Annotated in this window: 21 protein-coding genes; 14 read left to right on the forward strand and 7 right to left on the reverse strand. The window is 67.2% G+C overall.

The window, feature by feature from the left end:
• Window positions 1-4 precede the first annotated feature (4 nt).
• From DBZ45_RS20560 to DBZ45_RS20575, 4 genes are all read left to right on the forward strand, one after another.
• On the forward strand, window positions 5-784 hold the full coding sequence (locus DBZ45_RS20560; protein ID WP_111905676.1) for an NAD(P)-dependent oxidoreductase: 780 nt from the start codon (window positions 5-7) through the stop codon (window positions 782-784).
• 79 nt (window positions 785-863) lie between these two features.
• Window positions 864-2,213, forward strand: coding sequence for a TRAP transporter large permease subunit (locus DBZ45_RS20565; RefSeq protein WP_111905677.1), 1,350 nt, complete (start codon window positions 864-866; stop codon window positions 2,211-2,213).
• A 12-nt stretch (window positions 2,214-2,225) separates the two neighbouring features.
• On the forward strand, window positions 2,226-2,483 hold the full coding sequence (locus DBZ45_RS20570) for a hypothetical protein (RefSeq protein ID WP_111905678.1): 258 nt from the start codon (window positions 2,226-2,228) through the stop codon (window positions 2,481-2,483).
• Window positions 2,480-3,469, forward strand: coding sequence for a cyclase family protein (locus tag DBZ45_RS20575; RefSeq protein WP_111905679.1), 990 nt, complete (start codon window positions 2,480-2,482; stop codon window positions 3,467-3,469). The genes DBZ45_RS20570 and DBZ45_RS20575 overlap by 4 nt, the downstream gene beginning before the upstream one ends.
• Window positions 3,470-3,580: 111 nt before the next feature.
• On the opposite strand, the gene DBZ45_RS20580 is transcribed toward DBZ45_RS20575, so the two are convergent.
• Window positions 3,581-4,468, reverse strand: a complete 888-nt coding sequence (locus DBZ45_RS20580; RefSeq protein ID WP_111905680.1) for an aldo/keto reductase — start codon at window positions 4,466-4,468, stop codon at window positions 3,581-3,583.
• Between the two features lie 102 nt (window positions 4,469-4,570).
• Between DBZ45_RS20580 and DBZ45_RS20585 the strand changes: the two genes are divergently transcribed.
• Window positions 4,571-5,452, forward strand: coding sequence for a helix-turn-helix transcriptional regulator (locus tag DBZ45_RS20585; protein WP_111905681.1), 882 nt, complete (start codon window positions 4,571-4,573; stop codon window positions 5,450-5,452).
• A 111-nt stretch (window positions 5,453-5,563) separates the two neighbouring features.
• Complete coding sequence (locus DBZ45_RS20590; RefSeq protein WP_111905682.1) at window positions 5,564-5,923, forward strand: hypothetical protein; 360 nt, start codon at window positions 5,564-5,566, stop codon at window positions 5,921-5,923.
• Between the two features lies 1 nt (window position 5,924).
• On the opposite strand, the gene DBZ45_RS20595 is transcribed toward DBZ45_RS20590, so the two are convergent.
• Both DBZ45_RS20595 and DBZ45_RS20600 read right to left on the reverse strand, forming a co-directional pair.
• The gene (locus tag DBZ45_RS20595) at window positions 5,925-7,931 is read right to left on the reverse strand and encodes a vWA domain-containing protein (RefSeq protein ID WP_111905683.1); all 2,007 of its coding nucleotides are present in this window, start codon (window positions 7,929-7,931) and stop codon (window positions 5,925-5,927) included.
• Between the two features lie 44 nt (window positions 7,932-7,975).
• On the reverse strand, window positions 7,976-9,376 hold the full coding sequence (locus tag DBZ45_RS20600) for a sigma 54-interacting transcriptional regulator (protein WP_111905684.1): 1,401 nt from the start codon (window positions 9,374-9,376) through the stop codon (window positions 7,976-7,978).
• Between the two features lie 134 nt (window positions 9,377-9,510).
• Between DBZ45_RS20600 and DBZ45_RS20605 the strand changes: the two genes are divergently transcribed.
• On the forward strand, window positions 9,511-10,161 hold the full coding sequence (locus DBZ45_RS20605; RefSeq protein WP_440130540.1) for an MSMEG_4193 family putative phosphomutase: 651 nt from the start codon (window positions 9,511-9,513) through the stop codon (window positions 10,159-10,161).
• An 18-nt stretch (window positions 10,162-10,179) separates the two neighbouring features.
• Entirely contained in the window at window positions 10,180-10,887 is a 708-nt protein-coding gene (locus DBZ45_RS20610; RefSeq protein WP_440130541.1) for an SCO1664 family protein, read from the forward strand.
• Between the two features lie 51 nt (window positions 10,888-10,938).
• On the opposite strand, the gene DBZ45_RS20615 is transcribed toward DBZ45_RS20610, so the two are convergent.
• The gene (locus DBZ45_RS20615; RefSeq protein WP_223257196.1) at window positions 10,939-11,952 is read right to left on the reverse strand and encodes an NAD(P)-dependent alcohol dehydrogenase; all 1,014 of its coding nucleotides are present in this window, start codon (window positions 11,950-11,952) and stop codon (window positions 10,939-10,941) included.
• Between the two features lie 96 nt (window positions 11,953-12,048).
• On the opposite strand from DBZ45_RS20615, the gene DBZ45_RS20620 reads away from it, so the two are divergent.
• Window positions 12,049-12,711, forward strand: a complete 663-nt coding sequence (locus DBZ45_RS20620) for a TetR/AcrR family transcriptional regulator (protein ID WP_111905686.1) — start codon at window positions 12,049-12,051, stop codon at window positions 12,709-12,711.
• A gap of 22 nt (window positions 12,712-12,733) precedes the next feature.
• Here the strand turns inward: DBZ45_RS20620 and DBZ45_RS20625 are convergent, their stop codons facing one another.
• The 3 genes from DBZ45_RS20625 to DBZ45_RS20635 are packed head-to-tail and all read right to left on the reverse strand — an operon-like array spanning window position 12,734 to window position 17,441.
• Window positions 12,734-13,702 carry an NAD-dependent epimerase/dehydratase family protein gene (locus DBZ45_RS20625; protein ID WP_111905687.1) on the reverse strand — a complete coding sequence of 323 codons (969 nt, stop codon included), beginning with the start codon at window positions 13,700-13,702 and terminating at the stop codon, window positions 12,734-12,736.
• Window positions 13,699-16,395, reverse strand: a complete 2,697-nt coding sequence (locus tag DBZ45_RS20630) for an alpha/beta fold hydrolase (protein ID WP_223257197.1) — start codon at window positions 16,393-16,395, stop codon at window positions 13,699-13,701. The genes DBZ45_RS20625 and DBZ45_RS20630 overlap by 4 nt, the downstream gene beginning before the upstream one ends.
• On the reverse strand, window positions 16,389-17,441 hold the full coding sequence (locus DBZ45_RS20635; RefSeq protein WP_111905689.1) for a 3-oxoacyl-ACP synthase III: 1,053 nt from the start codon (window positions 17,439-17,441) through the stop codon (window positions 16,389-16,391). Before DBZ45_RS20635 ends, DBZ45_RS20630 begins: the two co-directional genes overlap by 7 nt.
• A 323-nt stretch (window positions 17,442-17,764) precedes the next feature.
• Between DBZ45_RS20635 and DBZ45_RS20640 the strand changes: the two genes are divergently transcribed.
• The 5 genes from DBZ45_RS20640 to DBZ45_RS20660 all read left to right on the forward strand — a co-directional run bounded on the left by DBZ45_RS20640 (window position 17,765) and on the right by DBZ45_RS20660 (window position 23,754).
• Window positions 17,765-19,048 carry an ABC transporter substrate-binding protein gene (locus tag DBZ45_RS20640; protein WP_111905690.1) on the forward strand — a complete coding sequence of 428 codons (1,284 nt, stop codon included), beginning with the start codon at window positions 17,765-17,767 and terminating at the stop codon, window positions 19,046-19,048.
• A gap of 80 nt (window positions 19,049-19,128) precedes the next feature.
• Entirely contained in the window at window positions 19,129-20,016 is an 888-nt protein-coding gene (locus DBZ45_RS20645; RefSeq protein WP_111905691.1) for a carbohydrate ABC transporter permease, read from the forward strand.
• Entirely contained in the window at window positions 20,016-20,963 is a 948-nt protein-coding gene (locus DBZ45_RS20650; protein ID WP_111905692.1) for a carbohydrate ABC transporter permease, read from the forward strand. Before DBZ45_RS20645 ends, DBZ45_RS20650 begins: the two co-directional genes overlap by 1 nt.
• A 126-nt stretch (window positions 20,964-21,089) precedes the next feature.
• Window positions 21,090-22,133 carry a LacI family DNA-binding transcriptional regulator gene (locus tag DBZ45_RS20655; protein ID WP_111905693.1) on the forward strand — a complete coding sequence of 348 codons (1,044 nt, stop codon included), beginning with the start codon at window positions 21,090-21,092 and terminating at the stop codon, window positions 22,131-22,133.
• A gap of 37 nt (window positions 22,134-22,170) precedes the next feature.
• Window positions 22,171-23,754, forward strand: a complete 1,584-nt coding sequence (locus DBZ45_RS20660) for a glycoside hydrolase family 32 protein (RefSeq protein WP_111905694.1) — start codon at window positions 22,171-22,173, stop codon at window positions 23,752-23,754.
• Window positions 23,755-23,775: the final 21 nt, after the last annotated feature.

Here is a 23,775-nt window from a genome sequence, read left to right on the forward strand (position 1 = left end):
TCCCATGACAAAGTGCACCATCATCGGCCTGGGCGAAGCAGGTGCGGCTTACGCGGAAGCACTCGCCGCAGCGGGCCACCAAGTCACCGGGTTTGACCCCGTTGCCGCCGCCACCCCGGCGGGAACCCTGCGGGCAGCCACCGCCGCGGAAGCCTGCGAGGGCGCAGACGTCGTCCTGGTCCTCACCGGCGCGGCCGCTGCCCGCAGCGTCGCCAAGGAGTGCCTGCCGGTCCTTCCGGCAGGCAGCACCTATGCCGACTTCACGTCTTCATCCCCCGCTGTGATGCAGGAGCTCGGCCAGGTGCCCACCCAGGCGAGCTTTGCCGACGTCGCGATCCTTGGGCCCGTCGCCGCCCTGGGCGCCAAAACGCCGCTCATGGTCAGCGGCCCCGGATCCACCGCGGTGGCGCAGCTGCTGACGCCCCTGTGCGTCGACGTCGAAATTGCTGACGGCGGGCCGGGGGCGGCCATGTCCCACAAGCTGCTGCGCAGCGTCCTGATGAAGGGCATGGCATCGGTGGTGGTGGAAGCGGTCACCGCCGGCCGGGCGGCCGGACTGGAAAGCTGGATCCGGGAGCAGATCGCCCGGCAGCTCGCCGGCGACGGCCACGCCGTCATCGACCGGTTCCTCGCAGGAACGTCGAAGCACGCCGTGCGCAGGTCCCGGGAAATGCAGGACACCGCGGAATACCTGGCCGAGCTCGGCGTCCCCGCGGAAATGACGGAAGCCTCGGCGGCAGCGCTGACGCGGATCGCAGCGGCACCGGAGGCCGCCCTGCGCTGAACGCGCATGAGGCAGAATCAATGAACAGGGAGTCAACGATGAATCCGGAAGCAAACCAACACCCCGAAGGAGCAGCCCGATGATCGGCATCTGGGCACTGGGAGCCTACCTGGCTGTCATCCTGCTCTGGACGACTGTCATCAAGCGCAGTGTGGGCGAAGCGATGCTCCTAGGGTTCCTCGTTGTCCTTCCGTTTACCGGGGCCGCCGCCCAGACCGGCTGGAACGCGCTCTACGATGCCATCACCGATGAGATCGTGTACGCCACCATGGCGTTCGTCTTCATGGGGTACCTGCTGGAGCGGACCGGCGTGCTGGACCGGCTCATCGACCTGCTGAACTCCCTGATCGGCGGAGTCAAGGGCGGCCCGGCCTGGGTCTCCACTGTCGCGTCGGCCGGCCTGGGCGGCGTGGTGCACAACCAGGCCGCGATCGCCGCCACCGTGGGTTCGGTGACCATCCCGTGGATGGAAAGGTCCCGCCTCGACAAGCCATCCGCGGCCACATTGGTAGCGGGCAACGCGGGCATGGGCATCACCTTCCCGTTCAGCGCCTCGATGTTCGTCCTCGTGGGATCCTCGACTGTCGGGCCGCTGCTGAAGGTCAACGACCTCGTCCTTCCCCTGCTGCTCGGCGGGCTGTGGTGCTTCCTGCACCGCCTGATCGTCACCTATGTGCTGATCCGCAAGAGCAACATGGCACCCCTCGATGCGGCCCACCGGACACCCGTCCGCCGGGCCTTCGCCCAGGGCTGGGCCACCATGATCCTGTTCGTGGTGGTGGCCGTCCCGCTGATCCTCACCTCAGGCGCAATCGCCGATGCTCTGTCGGACTGGACGGGCTCGGACGTGGCCAAGACGGTCAGCGTCATCGTCTGGATCCCCGTTGTCCTGATCCTCACGGGACTCATACTGGGACGGAAACGGCTGCCCCGCGGCGGGAAAGCGTACTGGGACTTCCTGCAGCAGTCCGCGCCGCGCTTCGGCGTCGTCGGCGTTACCGTGGTTTTCGCCTTCGCGGGCGCCAACGCCCTGGCCGCCACCGGGCTGCCCAAGCAGATGACGGCACTCCTGAACCAGTTCAACCTGCCGCTGTGGCTGCTGGCCATCCTGATCGGCCTGATTGTCATCGCCGTGGCCGCACCCCTGTCCGCGACGGCGACCATGGCCGCCGTCGGAACCGTGGGCGTGGCCACACTGGTGGCCGCCGGCGTGCCGGCCACCACGGCGGCAGTCGCGGTGCTGGTCTTCTCCTCCTGCGAGGCAGCCGTGCCGCCCGGCGGCGCTCCGCTTTACGTCGCGTGCGGCATCGCCGACGTAGACCCGTACAAGACGTTTGCCCGCCTGTTCGTCCTCTACGCCCTGCCGCTGCTGGCCATCGGCGTGCTGATCGCCGTCGGCGTCCTGCCGATCGGTGTCCTGCCTACCTAGGGAAGCGTGGAAATGCAGAAGCTACGACACACTACCAACGCCGTCTTCGTGATCAGCCTGGCGGTACTCCTCATCGCCGGAATAGTTTTCGTGGCCGGGCAGGCGCTCGCCTTGGTCACCGGGCAGGGCGGGTGGCTCGCAGTCCTCAACGAAGCCGTCAAGGGCCCGGCGTGCATCGCCGCGTCCGTCTGTGCCCTCGCCGGATTCCTGCTCAGTTACAAGACCTCCGCGAAACAGAACAACCCGCAGCAGGAAGCACGCACCCCATGACCTCCACGGAATCCGGCACAACCTATCCGTCCTATGAGGCCCTGCTGGAACGGGAAGGGCGCCTCTCGGGTACATCCTGGGACCTGTTTCCCGACAGCGACCGCGGCACCCCGTCCTTCATCCGGCCCGATTCCGTCCGGGAAGCCGCGGGCTGCGTCCGGACCGGAACCGTCTTCGGCCTCGACTACCCCGCCGACGCCTTCGACCCCGGCATGTCCCTGAAACGGAGGGCTCCGCGGCACACGATCTACTCGGCGCACCCCGCCCACCGCGACGATTTCCTCGACGGGTACTACCTGCAGGGCTCCAGCCAGATCGACGGGCTCCGGCACCGCCGGGCGGACGACGTCGGCTTCTACAACGGGACCCCCGACGACGAGATCCGGGAGGGAACCGCTGCCCTCGGAATCCAGGCCTGGGCCGAGCAGCCCATCGTCGGACGGGGCGTGCTGGTGGATCTCGACGGATATTGCCGGGGCCAGGACACGCCGATCGACCATGCGGCCGGGCAGCCTCTTGGGCTTGGCCTGGTTCAGGCCGCAGCCGAGGCCCAGTCTCTGATTCTGCGGTCCGGCGACATCCTCATGCTGCACACGGGGTGGTCCGAGTGGTTCCTCGCGCTGCCGGCCGGGGAGAAGGAGAGCCTGCGCGCCAGCCGCCGGGCCAGCGGCATCGAACAATCGGCAGAGTTTGTCGCCTGGGCCTGGGACAACCAGCTTTCCGTCATCGCCGCAGACAACTTCGCCGTGGAGTGCCTGCCGCCGGTCTCCTCCAGCCCGTTCCGGAGCACGGCGCCCAATGACCACGGCATGATGCACCAGCAGTTGCTCGCAAAGCTCGGCCTGCCGCTGGGGGAACTCTGGCAGCTCGGCCCGCTCAGCCGGCATATGAAGGCCACCGGCAACTGGGACGCGCTGGTTACCGTGAAACCGCTGAACATCACGGGAGCGACCGGCTCCCCGGCCAACGCGACAGCGGTGACATAACTAGCCCACCGGTTTGGGCATGAAGAACTTCGTGGCGAGGCACAAGGGGCTGACCTGCACACCGGTGCGGCCAAGCGGACGGTACTCCATGGTGACTCCTACTTCTTTGTTTCAGGCTTCGGGGATCACCATGGCGAAGCGCTCAATGCGGGCCTCGTCCGGGTCCGGTCCGTTGCGCACCCCGGCGTCGAGTGCGTCGATCGAGGCGAGTTCCTCGGCGCTGAGCTCGAAGTCGAAGACGGCGAAGTTCTCCGCGATGCGTGCCGGGTTGGTCGATTTCGGGATCGCCGAGCGGCCCTGCTGCAGGTGCCAGCGCAGCATCACCTGGGCAGGGCTCTTGCCGTGTGCGTGCCCGATAGCGGCGATCGCGGGGTCTTCCATCACGTTGCGGCGGTCCTCGCCCCAGCCGGGGTAGAAGGTGATGCCGCCGATGGGTGACCAAGCCTGGGTGAGGATGCCGTTTTCGGTGTCGGCTGCCTGGACGTCCCGCTGGGTGAAATAGGGGTGCAGCTCGATCTGGTTCACCGCCGGGACGATGTGGGTAGCGGCGAGCAGCTGTTCCAGGTGGTGCGGCATGAAGTTGCTGACGCCGATCGCCCGGACGCGCCCGTCAGCGAGCAGGGTCTCCAGCGCCTTGTACCCCGCGATGGTTTTCTCGAACCGGTCGGGTGCCGGCTGGTGCAGAATGAGCAGGTCGAGGTAGTCGACGCCGAGCTTGCCCACTGCTTTCTCCCAGGCATGCAGGGTCTCGTCGTAGCCGTAGTCGCTGACCCACACCTTGGTCTCGATGAACACGTCCCCCCGATCGACCCCGGAACTGCGGATGCCTTCGCCGACCTCCCGTTCGTTGCCGTACGCGGCGGCGGTGTCGATGTGCCGGTAGCCGGCCGCCAGCGCGGCCTCGACCGCCGCCGTCGTCTGCTCCTGAGGGCTTTGGAAAACGCCCAGACCGAGGGCGGGCATCGTGATGCCGTTGTTGAGTGTAAGTTCAGGTTTCATGCCTCCAATGCAACCGTGATTTCCCAGGGGCCGGGAGTTCCTGTCGTTCCGGGTAACGCCAGTGCCTCCCTCGCTCCGGGACCGCCGCGTAGCGTTGGTGCCATGACACACAGCGACGACGTGCGGAAATTCCTGACCTCCCGGCGGGCCAGGATCACGCCCGACGAAGCCGGCTTACCGGTCTACGGCGGGAACCGGCGCGTCGCCGGGCTGCGCCGCGAGGAAGTCGCCATGCTCGCCGGAATGAGCATCGATTACTACATCCGCCTGGAGCGCGGAAACCTCTCCGGCGCCTCGGACAGCGTCATCGAGGCACTCGCCCGGGCCCTGAAGCTCGACGACGCCGAAACGGCCCACCTCTCCGACCTTGCCCGTGCGGCCACCGCCTCCCCCCGCGTGCGGCGCAAACGCAGCCCCCAGACAGTACGGCCGAGCGTGCAGCGGGTCATAGATGCGATTACGACGGCGCCGGCCTGGGTCCGCAACGACCGCGGGGATGTCCTGGCCGCCAACGAACTCGGCCGGGCGCTGTACCTGGACCTGATGGCGGAACAGGTCACCCCGCCGAACAGCGCGCGCTTCACCTTCCTGAACCCGAAGGCGCGGAAGTTCTTTGCCGACTGGGAGCGCGCCGCGGACGACATCGTCGCGGTCCTGCGCTCCACCGCGGGGAAGAACCCCTACGACAAGGACCTCACGGATCTGATTGGTGAGCTCTCGACCCGCAGCGAGGAGTTCCGCATCCGGTGGGCCCGGCACGACGTGAAGTACCACCGCACCGGCCGCAAACAGCTCCACCACCCGGTCGTCGGGGACCTGGACCTGAGCTTCGAGGCGCTCGAGCTCCCCGCTGACCCCGGGCTGCGGATCAACGTGTACACGGCAGAGCCCGGGACCCCGTCCGAGGATGCGCTGAAAGTCCTCGCGAGCTGGGCCGCCACCCAACGGGCAACGGCAGAAATCCCCGTTGAGGAGAAGAAGTAACCGGCCGTCGCTCCAGCCCCGCAGGCCGCCGACTTGTTAGCTACGTCACATTCGTCTATCGTAGTCGGGGGCCACAGCGTGGTGGCCCTTTCTAAATTGGGGAGAAAATTAGTGAACGAGAAGCTGCGGGTGCTGGTCAGCGTTGACCTCGACGGCGCCAAGGCCCAGGTCAAGACCCAGGGTCACGTGACTGTCCAAAGCATCCAGGGCCTGTACGACGTGATGAAGCGTGCCGACGCGCTGGTCCCGGGGCTGGCACTGGAGCTGGACATGACCCTGGCCGAGGTGGAACCACAGGCCATGGAGGAGCTCCGCGGCTGCGCCCGCTCCCATCACCTTCCTCTGCAGGTCGATCCGCTGCAGCGCAACTACCGGTTCAGCATCCTGGCACCGAAACTCCCCGCACCGAAGATCGCAGCGCCGAAACTGGTAACCCTCCCGGTCGCCGCACCTGTACTGGCAGCCGCCTGAGCTAAATACCGGCGGCCCAGTCGTCGTCGTAATAGCGGCTGCGGAAGTGGGCACGGAGGTACTCCCCCACAACCGCGGCGCCAAGGTCCCCGGTGTCTGGTGCGACCACCCGGCCGTCGATTCTGCGGGCCAGCCGCCGGACGAACCGTTCAAGACCCGGGTCGTCGCCGAGCCGGAAGAACGTGGCCTGCGTGCCCGCGCGCCCGAGCCGGTCCAGTTCCGCGACCGTGACGCGGATGGTCTCCGGGTCCGGCGGCCAGCAGAACCACGACTCGCCGTCGCCCAGCAGGTGCGCGGTGGGCTCGCCGTCGGTCACCACCAGCAGGACGGGCTGCATCGACGGGTGCTGGCGGAAGAACCGGCCGGCCAGCAGCAGGCCGTGGTGCAGGTTGGTTCCCTGCTCGCGAAACGCCGGCAGGGCCGTGAGCTCGCCGATGTCCATCAACTGCGCGTAGCGGCCGAACGTGATCAGCTGCAGCCGGTCTCCGCGGAACCGGGTGGAGACGAGGTGGTGCAGGGCCAGCGCCGTGCGTTTCATCGGCACCCATCGCCCCTCGGCGGCCATCGAGAAGGACACGTCGGCCAGCAGGACGACGGCGGCCTGGGTACGCGCCTCCGTCTCCGTCACCTCGATGTCCCCCACCGCCAGACGCAGGCCGCGGCCCGGATCACCGCCGTCGGCCATGGTGCGCCGGATGGCATTGGTGATGGTGCGGGTGACGTCCCACGGTTCGGCGTCGCCGAACTCCCACTGCCGGCTGGAGCCGGTCTGCTCGCCGGCGGCCCCGGCGACGCGCGTGTCCCGGCCGCCCTGCCGGCCGGACAGCTGCTTGGCGGTGTCCCGCAGCAGCGACTTCCCGAGCCGCCGCATGGCCTGGGGCGACAGCCGGAGGTCGCCGTCGGCCCCGCGGCGCAGGTAGCCGCCGTCCTGCATCGCCCGCTCGATCTCCGCGAGGGTCCGGGCCGTCACGGCGGCGTTCTGCCCGAGCTGGCGGGCCAGGGCGTCCAGGTCCAGGTCGTCGAGGGTGGATCCGTTGTAGTGCTGGGAGAGCTGTTCGGACAGCTCGTCGAGTTCGGCGATGTCCTGCAGCACGCCGGTGCCGTCACCCAGCCCGAGTCCTTCCTGGCCCCCGAACCGTTCGGAGCCGCTCCAGTCCTCACCGGGGCGCAGGGCCCGCAGGCTGTCGTCGAGCTGGTTGAGCTGGGCCATGAGGTCGGCCGAGCCGAACGCCTGGGCGGACAGCCGCATCAGCTCTTCGCGCTGCTCCGGGGACATCGATTGCAGCATCCGCTGGGCCGCGGCGGCGCGCTTGGCGAGGGCGTCCACCAGCTCCTCGACGGACTGCGGATTCTCCGGGAAGTAGTCACCGTGTTTGGCCATGAACTCCCGGAAATCCGCATCCGTGTCCTCGCCGCGGCGGTGCTTGCCGAGCAGTTTGTTGAGGTCACGCAGCATCTCGCTCACTGCTTCGCGGTCCTTGTCGGTGGCGTTCTCCAGCGCCTGCTTCATGCCGGCGAACCGCTGGTCAAGGACTTCGCGGCCGAGCAGGTCCTTGATCCTTTCGTAGGCTTCCCGGGCGCTGCTCGACTGCCAGTCGTAGGATGCGAGCTCGTTGACCGCGGCCGCCGTGGACTGCGGGAGGTTCTGCAGCTGCATCTCGCGGAAGGCGCGGTCGTTGTTGTCCATCATGGCGTCGCGGGCGAGCTGTTTGCGCTCCTCTAGGACGGCAGTGTCCAGCAGCTTCCTGACCTCGTTAAGGGTGCCGTCCAGCTTATGGCGGCCCAGCAGTTCACTCCGCCGCTGCTGGACCCGGCGGGCCAGGTTGTCGAGCCCGTCGCGGTTCCGGCCGCCGCGCCGCAGGAACTCCTGCAGGGCATGCCGCGGCGAGTAGCCTTCCATGACGTCCTCGGCGATGGCTTCCAGCGCCTCCGCCAGGTCAACCGGCGGGGCAAGCGGATCCGGACCTCCGGCGTACCGGCCATACCTGGACCGGTTGTGCAGGGTCATGATGCCTCCTGTACTCGCTAATCTGCACCCGGCAGAAACTGTACTTAGCCGTAGACCGTTGCCTCGTCGTCGGACTCCTTGGAGATCCGCCGGGCGAGGTAGAGGCCTTCCAGCGCAAGTTCGACGGCGGCGGCGCGCTGCCCGTCGTTTTTCGCGCCCAGGCGCTCACTGATTTTGTCGTAGAGACTTGACCCGTTCCCGGACCCGTTGAGCGACGGGAGATTCTCCAGGAACTCTCGCGCCGTGACCTGGTCACCGGTGGTCACGGTGGTGTGGCCGTCGAGCGCGGCCACGAGCGGGCCCATCTCGATCCCCTTGAAATGCGCCCGCACGGCTTCAGCCGTGGCTGTGCGCAGCAGGTGGTCGAGGATGCCCTGTTCGCGCCCTTCCTCGCCCGACTCAAACTCGATCTTGCCCGTGAGGACCTCGACGGCGGTCTCCAGGTCGATGATGCGTGCGACAGCCTGGTCCTCCCCGCGCACGCTGGCCCGGCGCAGGGCCGCAGCGGCGACGGTCTCGGCGCCCGCGATGCCGAAGCGGGCGGAAACGCCGGAGGTCTGGTTGATGGCCGGGGACTGCCGCAGCGCCCGGGTGTAACGGGCGAGGATCTCGAGGATGACGGGCGGGACGTCGGCCACCAGCTTCCCCTCCTGCCGGATGACGGAGACCTCGTCATCCAGCTCAATCGGGTAGTGGGTGCGGATCTCGGCGCCGAAGCGGTCCTTCAGGGGTGTGATGATCCGGCCGCGGTTGGTGTAGTCCTCGGGGTTGGCTGACGCGACGACCAGCACGTCCAGCGGAAGCCGCAGCACGTATCCGCGGATCTGGATGTCGCGTTCCTCCATCACGTTAAGCATTGACACCTGGATCCGCTCGGCAAGGTCGGGCAGCTCGTTGATGGCGATGATGCCCCGGTTGGAGCGCGGGACCAGTCCGTAGTGGATGGTTTCGGGGTCCCCGAGCCGGCGTCCTTCGGCAACCCGCATCGGGTCGACGTCGCCAATGAGGTCGGCGACGGAGGTGTCCGGCGTCGCGAGCTTCTCGACGTAGCGCTCCGAGCGGTGGCGCCAGGCCACCCGCATCCGGTCCCCTTCGGTGAGGGCACGGGCGCGGGACTGCTCGGTGATCGGGTCGTACGGGTGCTCGTTGAGTTCCGAGTCCTCGATCACCGGCGACCACTCGTCCAGCAGACCGGCCAGGGTGCGGAGCAGCCGGGTCTTGCCCTGCCCGCGTTCGCCGAGGAGGACGACGTCGTGCCCGGCGATCAGCGCGCGCTCAAGCTGGGGAAGGACGGTCCGACTGAACCCGTATAGTCCGGGCCATGGATCGAGCCCGGCGGCGAGCGCCGCGATCAGGTTGTCGCGGATTTCGTGGCGCAGGTCCTTGTGGACATGGCCCGATGCACGCAGTTCGCCAACGGTGAAGATATCTGGACGATCACTCACCCCTCTACGTTAGTCCTCGACTGTGCGGGGAATCGAGAGATTCCCTCCGATTCCTACCCGCCAGAACGATAGCGCTCCGCGGCCCCCCACCCTCGCAAGCTCGGGCGGGGTCCCCTGCCGCTACGCTTATTGCTGTGACCGCAGAATCACCGCCGTCGAAACCGGAAAGCACGCTTCTCCTTCTGGTGCGCCACGGGGAAACGCCCACCACCGGCATGGTGCTGCCCGGGCGGACGCCGGGACTGCATCTTTCCGACCGGGGCCGGGCCCAGGCCGAACGGGTGGCGGAACGGCTCGCGGGCCTTAAGGTCGACGCCGTCTACTCCTCGCCGTTGGAGCGCACCTGCGAGACGGCGGAACCCACGGCGGCCGCTGTGGGACTGGCGGTGCGCGAGGAGCCCGGTCTGCTCGAATGCGACTTCGGTGAGTGGACTGCCGTCGCCCTCGCCGAACTGTCCGGCCTGCCGGAATGGCAGACGGTGCAGCAGAACCCCTCGGCCTTCCGCTTCCCCGACGGTGAGAGCTTCACGGAGATGCAGGCGCGGATCGTGGGGGCGCTCGAGGGGCTGGGGACAGCACACGCCGGGGGCGTCGTCGTCTGCTTTTCCCACGCCGACCCGATCAAGGCGGCAGTGGCCCACGCCCTGGGCACGGATCTTGACCACTTTCAGCGGATTGTCATCAGCCCGGGGTCCGTCTCGGCCATCTCTTACGCAGACGGCCAGGCGCCTGCCGTGCACATGGTGAATTCGACGTCGGAACCGCTGAGCGGGCTGCGGGCGTGAAGGTCATGGTGCCGTGACATGGCTGTGTGTGGACGCGAGCTGACGCTCCTGAACGAGGGCCAGGTCGAGCTGCTGGGCCGCATCCCTCGCAGCAGCAACGAGACGTTCCTTGTGGAGATTTCCGGCGCGGACGGCTCCGGCTTTGCGGTCTACAAGCCGGAAGCGGGAGAACGGCCGCTGTCCGATTTTGAGCCCGGGCTGTACCGGCGGGAGCGCGCGGCGTACCTGCTCAGCGAGTCCTTGGGCTGGGGATTCGTGCCGACGACCGTGATCCGCGAGGAGGCACCCTTGGGAGTCGGGTCGCTGCAGTGGTTCATCGACTGCGACTTCGGCGAGCATTACTTCACGCTGTACGCCGACATCCCGGAGACGCACCCGGACCTGGCACGGATCGCACTGTTCGACTACGTCGCCAACAACACGGACCGCAAAAGCGGGCACGTGCTGCGCGGCGACGACGGCCGGGTGTGGGGCATCGACCACGGGCTGTGCTTCTCGGCAATCTTCAAACTGCGCACCGTGATCTGGGACTTCGCGGGCGACCCCATCCCGGAGGCCCTGCTCGAGGACATCGCTCCGCTCGCCGAGTCCGTGCCCGACGACGTGGCCGAACTCCTCGACGGCTCGGAGGTCACCGCCCTGCAACGCCGCGTGCGGCGCCTGCTGCATGAGCCCGTGCTGCCAGTGGACCGCACCGGCATGCGGTACCCGTGGCCGCTGGTGTAGGCGAGTGTTTGCTGCAGGAAGCTCTGGGCCCGTGCAGCCTTAGGTGCATTTTCAGATGGTGAGCACTACCTTGCCGGACACCTGGCCGTTTTCCAGGAAACGGATCGCGTCCTGAGCCTCAGCCAGCGGAAAGGTCCGGTCGAGGGCTGGCGCAATTTTGCCGGCCTCGATGAGCGGGGCAAGGTCCTGCAGTTCGGGGGCGCGGACGAGGCCGAGGAACGTGGTCAGCCGTTGGCTGATGAAGGGTGACAGCGCCAGGGCGCCGAGTTGGCGGTGCAGGCCTCCGGTCAGCTTCCCGCCGCCCTCACCGCCGGTGATGACCGCGGTTCCAGTACGGGTTAGGGCGCGGCGCAGGCGGGAGATTGATGGGTTTCCGGCGATGTCCAGGATGAGGTCGTACGGGCCGGCGTCTGCGAAGTCCTCACGCGTGTAATCGATGACGTGGTCGGCGCCGAGGGTACGGACAAACTCGACCTTGCCGGTACTGCAGGCTCCGATGACCTGGGCACCGTAGGCTTTGGCCAGCTGGACCGCGTAGCTGCCGACGCCGCCGGACGCTCCGGTGACAAGCACCTTCTGCCCCTCCCGGATCTTCCCGGCGCGCAGGCCCAGGAGAGCAGTGACCGCGGAGACCGGCACCGCCGCGGCCTGCTCGAAGGAGAGGGCGCGGGGCTTCGCGGCCAGTTTGGTCTCGGACGCAATAGCGTATTCCGCGTAGGAGCCGCGGCCGCTGCCGTACACCGCGTCGCCGACGGCGAACCGCGTGACGTCGGGACCTACGGCTTCTACTGTCCCCGCGAGATCCAGGCCCAGAACAGGGTCCTTCGGTTTCCGGACTCCGAATGCCAAACGGCCGAGGTAAGGCAGACCGGTCATCAAGTGCCAGACTCCGCGGTCGACGCCGGCAGCCCTGACGCGGATGAGCACGTCGTCGCCTTTGACAAGAGGGCGGGGCACCCGATCCAGGCGCAGCACCTCCGGCCCTCCGTAGGTTTCCCGAACGACAGCGCGCATGTCGTCCACCGTCCCGGTGCCCTTTCGTTGAGGATGCTCCTGCGTTTTCATAACGTTCCTTTCTGTTCTTGCAGGGAGTGTTTCGTACAATGTACGAACAGGGTATCGTACGGCGTACGGAAGCGGAAGGGCTGGGAGGAGCAAATAATGAAGGACGCAGGCGCGGGCGGCAGGGACCGGCCGGGGCTCAGCCGGGAGAAAGTACTGCGGAAGGCTCTGGAGTTGGCGGACAGGGACGGTATTGCTGCCCTGTCGATACGTGCGCTCGCCCAGGGGATGGGCACCAAACCGATGACGCTCTACTACTACGTGGCCAACAAGGACCAGATCCTTGACGGCCTCGTGGACCTCGTCTTCACCGAGATCGACACGCCGGAGGCCGGAGGTGAGTGGAAGGAACAGATGCGACGACGGGCCCACTCGGCGCGGGAAGCGCTGCGCCGTCATCCATGGGCGGTCGGACTGCTCGAATCCCGCAAAGCCCCCGGCCCGGCAACGCTAAAGCACCACGAGGCAACCCTGGGAACACTGCGCGCAGCGGGCTTCACCGTCCAACAGACCGCCCGGGCGTACTCGCTACTGGACAGCTACATCTACGGGTTCGCCCTCCAGGAAGCCGCACTGCCCATAGCAGGGCACGAGCCGATGGCGGAGGTGGCCGGTCCCATCATGGAACGGTTCGCGACCGGTGAATACCCGCACATGGTCGAGATCGCCACGCAGGTTGTCATGCAGCCCGGCTACGACTACGGCAACGAGTTCGCCTACGGGCTGGAGTTGATCCTCAGCGCGCTGGAACCGGCTCAGTAGCCTAGTGAACCCGGGCCGCCGATCAGGAACTGTAGTGCTCGGTCAGCCTCGCCAGGCCCTCGTCCAGCGAGACGGCAGGCGTCCAGTTGAGGAGTTCCTGGGTCTCGCGCTGGTCGAACCAGTGGGCGGTGGAGAGCTGCTCAGCAAGGAACCTGGTCATCGGCGGCTCATCTTTCCGGCCGGCCCACGTCCAGAGCTTCTCCACCACCGCTCCCGCCGCCCGTGCCACCCCGCCCGGCACACTCCACGACGGCGCGGGCACGCCCCCCGCCGCGCAGATACCGGCCAGCAGCTCGCCTACCGGGCGGGGCTCGCCGTTGCTGACGACGAGCGCCCGGCCGTGGATGTTCTCCATGCGGTGCAACGCGGCGACGATGGCCGATGCGGCGTTGTCCACATAGGTGGTGTCGATCAGCGCCGCCCCGGCGTCGAGCAGCGGCAGCCGGCCGCGGCCGGCGCGTGCCAGGACCCGTTCCACCAACTGCGTGTCACCCGGGCCCCAGACGATGTGGGGGCGCACAGCCGCGACCCGAAATTCCGGAGCGTCCTCTGCCAGGGCCAGCAGTTCCGCCTCGGCCTTGGTGCGGGAGTAGTCACCGTGCGCACGTTCCGGGTCAGCCGGCTCCGCGCCCAGCCCGGCGATGGCGGCGCCGGAGTTGGCCACGGACGGGGAGGACACGAACACCACATCCCGCACCCCTGCTTCGCGGGCGGCCCGGAGCAGGCGGCGCGTGCCTTCGACGTTCACCTCGTCGAATTCCGCGGCACGGCCTGTAAAAGAGACTTTCGCGGCCAGGTGGATGACGGCCTCGGCGCCTGCTACCGCGCGATGGACGGCGTCATCGTCCGTGACGGACCCGCAGAAGTCCGCAGCGCCGTCGACTCCTGAGGGGCGCCGCTGGAACGTGGCGACCTCGTGGCCCTGGCGCACCAGCAGCCGGGTCACCTCCCGCCCGAGCAGCCCGCTTGCGCCGGTGACGAGGACCCTCATGGCTGGCCCGGCCGCCCGCCGGCCAGCACCCGCGAAGCCCAGCGGGACAGGCGCGTCCTGTCGATCTTGGCGTTGTGCCGGATGTCGGTGGGCTGCGCGGTCACAGCGAGCACAGCGGAGACACTGACGCCCGCCGCAAGGGCCGCCCCGCGGACACGTCCGGCAAGCTGCGGCGCAGCGGGGCCCGCTTTGCGGGCGGGAGGTACGGTCTCGACGACGGCGACGACGGCCTGCGTTCCGGACGGACCCACCCCGACGACGGCGGCCAGCCCGACGTCGTCCAGGCGTTCGATGGCCTGCTCAGCGCCCACGGGCGTGACCACGGCACCGGGCGACGTCACGACGTGCGCGAGGCGTCCTTCCACCCAGAGACGGCCGGCGGCGTCGAAGTGCCCGACGTCGCCGGTCCGGTGCCATCCGGGCAGGCTGCTGCTCTCCAGCTGGGTCAGCCAGAGCCTGTCGTAAGCTTCCTTGACGTGCGGGGAACTGACGAGGATCTCGCCGGTCACGCCGGCTTCTGTCACTGGCTCGGTCACGGGTGCGGTGCCATCCGCCGCCAGCGGGATGACGGCCACACGGGCGCCGTGCACGGGCCGGCCTACGCACACGCCATCGCCCGCTCCCGCAACAGTGCCGGCAGCAGCGTCGGCGTCGGCTGCCTGGATTTGTTCGAGGCTGATGTCGGTGACCGGCAGTGCCTCGGTCATCCCGTACGGCGTGTGCAGCGAGGCCCGGGGCAGCAGCCGCTGCACCTCCGCCAGGAGCGGTTCGGGGACGGGGGCGCCGGCAGACAGCAGCAACTCGACACCTTCCAAGGCCTTACGCCCTCCCCCACTCACGCCGTCCCGGGTGGCAAGGACGTTGCGCAACGCCGCCGGCGAGGCAAAAACCACGGTAGCGTCTATGGCCGCGGCGGCGTCCGCCAGAGCGCGGGCCGTCAGGGTGCGGGGCGCAGTGACATCCATGGCAGGCGTCACCGAAACCGCTCCAAGCGCCGGACCCAGCAGGGCGAACGGCGCGAAGCCCGCCACCAGCCGGGCGCCCGGGCTGATCCCGAAAGTTTCGGCCACCGTCTCCCGCATCGCGGCCAGCTGCCGGTGCGTGTAGAGCACGCCCTTTGCGGGACCGGTGGAGCCGGACGTGAAGAGCACGGCGGCGTCCGCATCCGGGTCCGGAGCATGGGCCGGACCCCGGCAAGGGAGCTTCGGGCTGACGCCGGATCCGCGCCGGGCGAGGGCGGCCAGGGAGGTTTCGACGCCGAGAAGCCGACGGCGGCCGGCCCGCAGGTCCTGCACACTGATGCGCCGTCCCGGCCAGCCGAGCACCGCGGCAGCCGCCAGTGCCTTGTCGATTCCGATCAGGAAATCCGGGGTGGCGCCCTTCACGGCACGGCTCAGTCCACGGCGGCCAAGCCCGGCGTCGGCCACGACCACCACGGCCCCCAACCGCAGGCAGGCGTAGAGGGCCACGGTCAGGTCCACGCCCGGCGGAACCATCAGGCTAACCCGGCTGCCATGCCCTACGCCCGCTTCCGTCAGACCGGCGGCGAGGGCGTCGATGCCCTGTTCCAGCTCCCGCCAGCTGAGTGAGCGGGCGACTTTGCCGTCCGCGGCCATTTCCGCGACGGCGGTGTCCCCGCCGGCGGCTCCTGCCGCCAGCTCGATGAGCGGCGCCCACAGCGGCGGGACGCCGTCGGCCGGAACGTTTGGCCGTTGAAGCTCAGGTCCGCCGTCCCGGCCCAGCTCGGCAAGCCAGTCGAAGACAGGCGTGGCGATGTCCCGGTCTTCCGCGACCAGGTGGCCCGCACCCTCGAAGCGGTGCACTTTCGCGTGCGGCAGCCGGCCGATGAGGTCCTTGAGGTACCGGTCGGAAAAGATCGGGTCCCGCGGGCCCCAGAGCATCAGGGCCGGAACCTCCAGCCCGCGGAGCCCTTCGGCGACGCCGCTAAGCGCTGGGAAGCTGGGATGCGACGCGTCGACGGGAATGTCCGCGACGAAGTTTCCCACGCCGGCGCGGCGGCCGGCACCACGGTAAGGGGCCATGAAGGCGCTCCGGACATCGGCGGCGAGCGGCGGGTGGGCCAGGGAGTGCGTCACGCGCAGGAAGGAGTCCGACGTCGTCGTTCCCCAGCGGTGCACGGCCGGGTGCAGGGCAAGCCGCAGCGCCGGCGGGATGGACGAGCCGGAGGGCTGGTGGACGGCGGTGTTGGTCAGCACCACGCCGGCGAGCTGCTCCGGATGTGCCAGGGCCCAGCCCAAACTGATCACGCCGCCCCAGTCGTGGCCCACCGAAACGACCGGCACGTCCAGGCCGAGTGCATCGGTAAGGTCGCCCAGGTCGTTGATCCGGTCGGCCAGGCGCCGGAACGTGCCGGTGCGCTCAGAAAAGCCCATGTCCAGCTGGTCCACCGCCACCACGCGCCACGGACGTGCGGAGTCGGATCCGGCGGCCAGCAGGGTCCGCCACAGGTAGGACCAGGTCGGGTTGCCGTGCACGCACAGCAGGGTGCCGGCGGGAGTCAGCCCGCGGCCGGAGAGCTGGGCGCCATTGTCCAGCAGATGCCAGCGGCGCACGGTTCCGGGGTCATCCGCGGCGGAGGTGGACGCCACCGCGATTTCCCGCGACCATTCGGGGTCGACGCCCGGCCAGCCGGCACCGGGCCAGTCGGCGCCGGGCCAGTCGGCGGCTACCAAATGATTTCCATCATGGCGGTGTTCAGGCCGGAACCGACGCCCATGCACAGCACGCGGTTCCCGGTCTCGAGGGTTTGCGCCTCGGCGGCGAGGGTCATGGGGAGGGACGCCGGTCCCACGTTGCCCCAGTGCGGGAACGTGATGGGCACCCTGTCCGGGTCCAGGTCGATGGCGTCGATGATGGCCTTCGTGTAGACATTGCTCACCTGGTGCGTGACGTAGCGGTCCATCGACCCCCAGTCCCACTCGGGCTGGGCCTCGTGCCAGGCGTCCACCACGAGTTGCAGGCCGCCGTCGAGCAGGCCCTTGGTGTCGGTGGCCATGCCGTCGATGCCGCCCACACACAGTTCATGGTGCTCAGTGCCGGCCCGCACCACACCGCCCACGATCCGGTGCGCGCCGGGGTGCTGGTCCGCCGGACCCAGCACCGCCGCGGCGGCACCGGAGCCCAGGGTGAGGGTGGCGAACTCGCGGCTGAAGTCCTCGCGGGTGGTCTCGGGCCGCTGCAGCCTGGCCAAGGTGGCCTCCTGCGTGGCCTGGGCATCCTCACCGTTGACGATCATCGCGTACTTGATCTGCCCGGAGTCAATCATGTTGGCCGCCAGGGTCATGCCGTTGACGAATCCAAGGCAGGCGTTGGCCAGGTCGAAGTTCATGGCCGACGACGGCAGGCTTAGTCCGTGGTGGATCTTCACCGCGACGGACGGTTCGAGGTTGCGCCGCGTGACCGAGGTGTTGATCAGCAGGCCGATTTCGGACGCTTCGACGCCGGCCTCGGCGAGGGCCTTCGCGCCCGCCTCGACGGCGGCATCATCGAACGAAGTCCCGGCGGCCCACCAGCGGCGGTGCGTGATGCCGGCAACGCGCTCAAGCAGCCGCGGCGGGAACTTCAGCCGCTGCAAGGTCGAAGCCAGCCTCCGGTCGAAATCTGTGGAACTCACGATCTTCGGAGCCTCGACACTGCTTACCGAAAGTAGCGCGGTGTTGCTATGCCGGAAGGTTGCATTCCCTGCCAATTCAAGCCCCTGTTCGTTTCTGTCCTGCATTCATGCGGTGACTGTACCCATAAGTGCAGGCTCAAGAACTTAACTATGCTGCTGCGAGCCCCGATCCTCCACATTTGCCGCGCACATCACCTGGGGGCGGAGTCCGCCGTCGTCGCTGTTCCTGCGCGATATGGCCGGCGGCCGGGAAGGGTGCCGAGCGCCCAGGTGGGCCGCGAGAAGGCTTCCCAGTGATGCTTGACACATCTCCGCCTCCGGCCCTAATGTGATGCCAAGTCGATTTGGCAAAACGGTTTTTCACCGAACTGACTTCAGGCCCCACCACCCGACCGTAGATTCCGTCCAAAGAAAGGGAGTCGACAGCGATGTCCTCTCGAACCACGATTTCCCGGGTCGCCGCCATTGGCGGGCTGTCCACCGCGGTGCTTCTGGCAGCAACTGCCTGCGGCGCGGGGGGCCCGGCAGAAACGCCGGGCAGTGCCGGCACCAGCACGGTGAACGTCCTCGTCGAGGCCGGCGGCCACGCCGAACTGACAGGCGTCGCCGAACAGTGCAAGAAAGAAACAGGCGTTAGCGCCAACTTCGTCGAACTGCCTTACGACGGCATGTTCAACAGACTCTCCAGCGAGTTCTCCTCCGGAAACGTCTCCTTCGACGTCGCCGCCCTGGACTCAGTGTGGCTGCCCAGCTTCAAGGATGCCGTCCAGCCCATCGATGAACTCTTCACCGACGAGGCGAAGAAGGACATCTTCCCGGCCCTGGTCAAGGAAGCCAACGTGAATGGGCACTTCATCGGCATGCCCGCCTGGACCAACGCCGAAATCATCCTGTACCGCAAGGACCTGTTCGAAGACGCCAAGAACAAGGCCGATTTCAAGACGAAGTATGGCTACGACCTGGCCGCCCCCACTACATGGAAGCAGTACCAGGACATCTCCGAATTCTTCACGAAGGACGGCATGTTCGGCACGGACGTCAAGGGCGGTGTGGAAACCGAATGGCTCGCCCACGTCCTGCAGGCTGGCTCGCCCATGGTCCTGGACGAAAACAACAAGGTGGTCATCGACAATGCCGCCCACAAGGACGCCCTTGACTTCTACGTCAGCCTTGCCAAGTCCGCCCCCTCCGGTGCCGCGCAGGTGGACTGGGCCGCCGCGCAAAACCTGTTCAACCAAGGCAAGACGGCGATGACCCGCTTCTGGGCCCACGCCTACCGGCAGATCCCCAAGGACTCACCGGTGGCCGGCAAAGTGGGGGCGGCTCCCATGATTGCCGGGTCTGCCGGCGTTGGTGCCGTTCCCGGCCCCTGGTACCTCACCGTCCCGAAGGCCACCAAGAACACTGACGCGGCCAAGAAGTTCGTCAAGTGCGCCTACGACTACAACAGCATGGGCATCGAATCCAGCCTGGGCCTGGCCTCCCGCATCTCCGCTTTTGAGAAGTACCAGGACAAGGCAGGCTACGAGAGCTTCAAGCCGCTGATCGAAACCCTCAAGGGAACGGCCACGGCCACCCGCCCGGCCACCGAGAAATGGCAGCAGATCGTGGACACCGTCCTGGTGCCCATGCTGCAAAAGGCCGTAGCCGGCGGTGACTCCGCCACCCTCCTCGCCGAGGCCAAAAAGCAGATCGAGGACCTCCTCAAATGACACCCCCGCGGCCGGCACCTGCCCAAGAGGCACAGCAAGACCGGCGCCGGCCGCGGCCCCGACCAGCGGAAGAGAAAACCGTGCGCATCTCCGATCGCCGTTTCGCATTGTTCCTGATGACACCAGCGGCGCTGTTCCTGGCAGTATTTGTCGCCTTCCCGCTGTTCCGCCTCGTCGCGGACAGCTTCTTCAAAATTTCCCCGATCGCCGGCGGCCCCCGCGACTTCGTGGGTCTGGACAACTACTTCCGGGCCTTCGCCACCGAGGCCTTCGTAGGTGCCGGATGGCGGACCCTGGCGTACACCCTGGTGGTGGTCACCCTCGAGTTCGCCCTGGGGCTGGGAATGGCCCTGCTGTTCACCGCCCTCGGGCGCAGCTCCCAAATCTGGCGGACCGTCTTTATGTATCCGCTGATGATCGCGCCCATCGTGGCAGGCCTCCTCTGGAAGTTCCTGATGATCGACAACTTCGGCCTCATCGGGACTCTCCTGCACCAGGCCGGCGTCCTGTCCAACCCCAACCAGATCGGCTGGCTCTCCGATCCCAACATCGTGTTGTTCTCCGTGGCCATCCCGGACATCTGGCTGACCACATCGTTCATGTGCCTGGTGCTCTTTGCAGGGCTGCAGAACATCCCCGGGGACCTGATCGAAGCAGCACGCCTGGACGGCGCACGCGCACCAGCGCTGCTGTTCCGCATCATCCTGCCCCTCCTGCGGCCCGTTATCGCCGTGGCGCTGGTGGTCCGCGGAATTGACGCAGCCCGCGCGTTCGATACCATCCTCATCCAAACCAACGGCGGCCCACAGTCCGCCTCGGAAACCATGAGCCTGCTGATTTACCGCACCATGATCCGCTTTGGTGACCCCGGACTGGCCAGCGCCATGGGCACCCTCTACCTGCTGGCCATGCTCACCGTCGCATTCGTCGCGGTGTCCACCATCTGGCGGCCAGGAAAGGACAACTGATGCGCGTCGCTGAACGAACAACGCACGACGCCGGGGCGCCGGCCAGAGTGCCCACGGAACCCGCCGCGCACGCAGCCACGCGACCCTCCAGGCGCCGGGGCCGTAACCGGGAAGGCCTGGAAGCAGGCCGTCGGGGTACCCGGGCCCTGCTCTGGGTCCTCCTCGCCACAGCAATGGTGCTCTACGGGTTCCCCTTCCTGTACCTGCTCTTCACGTCCTTCAAAACCCCCATCGATACCATCGCGGTCCCGCCGACCATCCTCCCGAGGGAATGGACACTGGAGAACTACACCAACGCACTGGGCCGCGGCGGCGTCCTGGCTTCCTTCATCAACAGCGTCCAGACGGCCATCATCAGCACGGTGCTGTCACTGGTGCTGGCGGTACCGGCGGCCTACGGCATCACCAGGTACAAGACCCTCAGTGGCCGGATCTTCATCATGGCTGCCCTCGTCACCCGCATGGTGCCGCCCGTTGCCATCGGCATCCCGCTGGCCACGATGATGGCGTCCATCGGGTTGTCAGATACCCCCATTGCGCTGTCTATCGCCCACACCACAATCTCGCTGCCGCTCTCCATCTGGCTGATGTCCAGTTTCTTCGAAGCCGTTCCCAATGACCTTGAAGAAGCTGCCACGGTGGACGGTTGCAGCAGGCTCGGTGCCCTGTGGCGGGTGGTGATCCCGGTGGTCTCCGGCGGCATCGCCGTTACGGCGATCTTCGCCTTCCTGGCCTCCTGGAACGAATTCCTCTTCGCACTCCTGATGACAGCGATCCGCTCCCAGACCACTCCGGTAGTGATAGCAAACTTCCAGACCCAGTTCGGCTTGGACTGGGGATCCATGACGGCGCTGGCCGCCGTGTACTCCATCCCGGTCATCCTCCTCACTCTTCTCTTGCAGCGCAAGATCGTCGCGGGCATGACGCTCGGCGCCGTCAAGGGATAGACCGCTCAACGGCTTGGCACAAGGGCAACGGCTATTCCTCGGTAGCCTACTGGTACCGAACCCGCAAGCATCCCGAGTAAACCCGGCCCCTCAGAGCATCACCAACCAAAAGGACGTGGGAGACAGATGAATAACAGGTCAGTGGGCATCAAGGACGTTGCTGCCGCCGCCGGTGTTTCCGTCACGACTGTCTCCCACGTCCTGAACGATGTTGCGTACGCCCGTGTCGGCGTGGAGACGAGGGAACGCGTCCACGAGGCCGCCCAGCGTCTGGGCTACGGACCGAACCGGGTGGCGCGCGCACTCCGCACCCAGCGCTCCGGCATGATCGGGTTCATCAGCGAGGAAATTGCCACCACGCCGCACGCCGGCAGGATCATCCTCGGCGCAGAGGAAGCCGCGCGCGCCCGGGGCTACAACCTCATGATCATCAACTCCACCAGCACGGGCACCGACGACTCCCGGGAGAGCGACGTGGCCGATCTCCTGGACCGGCAGGTGGACGGAATCCTGTACGCGACCATGTACCACCGCAAGCTGGCCGTCCCCAAAAACCTAGCCACCCTGCCGTCCGTCCTGGTGGACTCCGAGGACATCAGCCACACCGTTTCGTGCGTCATTCCGGACGAATTTGGCGGCGCCAGGTCCGCGGTGCAGACCCTCATCGATGCCGGACACTCGCGGATCGGCATGATCAACAACACCGACGACGTCCCGGCGACCCACGCACGGCTCCAGGCCTTCCGGGAGACTCTGGCGGCGGCCGGACTCCCGTTCCACGAGGATCTGGTCCAGTCCGAACACTCGGAGGTTCCCGGCGGCTACGAGGCGGCGCTGCGCCTCCTGGGCACGGACAGCCGGCCCACCGCGGTCTTCTGCTACAACGACCGCATGGCCATGGGCGCCTACCGGGCGGCCGCCGAGCTTGGCCTGAGGATTCCGCAGGATGTCTCGTTCGTCGGCTTCGATAACCAGCAGCTGATTGCCGAGAATCTTTACCCCGCCCTGACCACCGTCGCCCTGCCCCACTACGAGATGGGCGCATGGGCCATTGAAAACCTCATAGATGCCATCGAAGGCAAGACGGACCTTGCCCTCATGGCACATCACCCGACCATCCTGGACTGCCCCCTGGTGCGCCGCGACTCCATCGCGGCTCCCCGGCAATAGGCAGCCAGCCCTTCCACTTCCAAGAGGAACGCCAGACATGTCCAGTTGCCTTGACGCCGCACGCCCGGAAACCGCCCCGGCCGGAACCTCCAGGTTCAGGCCTGCCATCCACTTCTCGGCAAGGGATACCTGGCTGAACGATCCCAATGGCCTGGTTTTTTACGGCGGCCTGTACCACCTCTTCTTCCAGAACAACCCGTACGGCAACGTCTGGGGCAACATGTCCTGGGGCCACGCCACCTCCCATGATTTGCTGCACTGGACGCAGCACCCTGTTGCCATTGCCTGCGACGAGACGGAGGACATCTTCTCAGGGAGTGTGGTAGTCGACCACGGCAACACGTCCGGTTTCGGCACGGCGGACGCACCTGCGCTTGTAGCCATTTACACGAGCGCCTACAAATCCGCGTCCGAGCACAGCGGCACGCAGGCCCAGTCTCTGGCCTACAGCACAGACGCCGGAATGACGTGGCGAAAATACGACGGAAACCCTGTCCTCACCAGGAACTCCGCGAACTTCCGCGATCCCAAAGTTTTCCGCTATCAAGGGGACCAGGGTGCCTGCTGGGTCATGGTCGCTGTCGAAGCGCAGCACCAAAAGGTGGTCTTCTACCGTTCGGAAGACCTCAAATCCTGGCACTTTCTGAGCGACTTCGGCCCGGCCAACGCCGACGGCGGCGAATGGGAGTGCCCCGATCTTTTTCCCTTGGCGGTGGACGGGGACCCGGACCACATCAAATGGGTGCTGATCGTAAACATCAACCCCGGGGCAGTGGCGGGAGGTTCCGGCGGCCAGTACTTCGTCGGGCATTTCGACGGTGACCGGTTCATACCGGACCCCGACTCGCTCGTGGCTCCCGCAGGGGTGACGTCCATCCACGACCCCAAGACGCGCTCTGCAGCCTTGCAGCAGTGCCTGTGGCTGGACTGGGGACGCGACTGCTACGCCTCAGTGTCCTTCAGCGATGCCCCCGACAACCGGCGCATCATCATCGGCTGGATGAACAACTGGGACTACGCCAACGAGCTGCCCACCGCCCCCTGGCGCTCCTCGATGACCCTCGCCCGTGAAGTGCGCCTCACAGCAGTCAACGGCTCCGCCCGTCTGATCCAGCAACCGGTCCTGGCCGGCCTCTGCGCAGGAGAAGAGCTGACTCCTGTCAAGGACCACATGGGCGCAGACTCGTTTGAGCTGCGAGATTCAGCCCTTCGGTTGCCGGAGGCCGTACCCGGCAGCGCCCAAATCATTGAGGCGGAGATACTGCCCGGAAGCGCCGAACGTCTTGAATTGCGGCTCTTCGGAAGCAGTGACAGGAGCAAGGGCACGGTTCTTAGTTACAACACAACCACCGCCCAGCTCATCCTTGACCGCAGCCAATCAGGAAATACGCGTTTCCACGAAAAGTTCTCATCAGCGGAGTCAGCCCCGCTGGTCCTTGAGGACGGCGTGCTCAAGTTGCTGATCGTCGTCGACCATTGCTCGGTGGAGGCCTTCGCGCAAGACGGGAGGACGGTCATGACTGATCTCATCTTCCCCGAAACCGAAAGCCCGGAGAACTCGCTCTCGGCTGTGGGAGGTTCAGCAACAGTACTGAGGCTCGCGGTCTCAACGCTCACCTAACCGCAATACAAAGGGAAGAAC

It is taken from the genome of Arthrobacter globiformis (assembly GCF_003261175.1).
Lineage (GTDB): Bacteria > Actinomycetota > Actinomycetes > Actinomycetales > Micrococcaceae > Arthrobacter > Arthrobacter globiformis_A.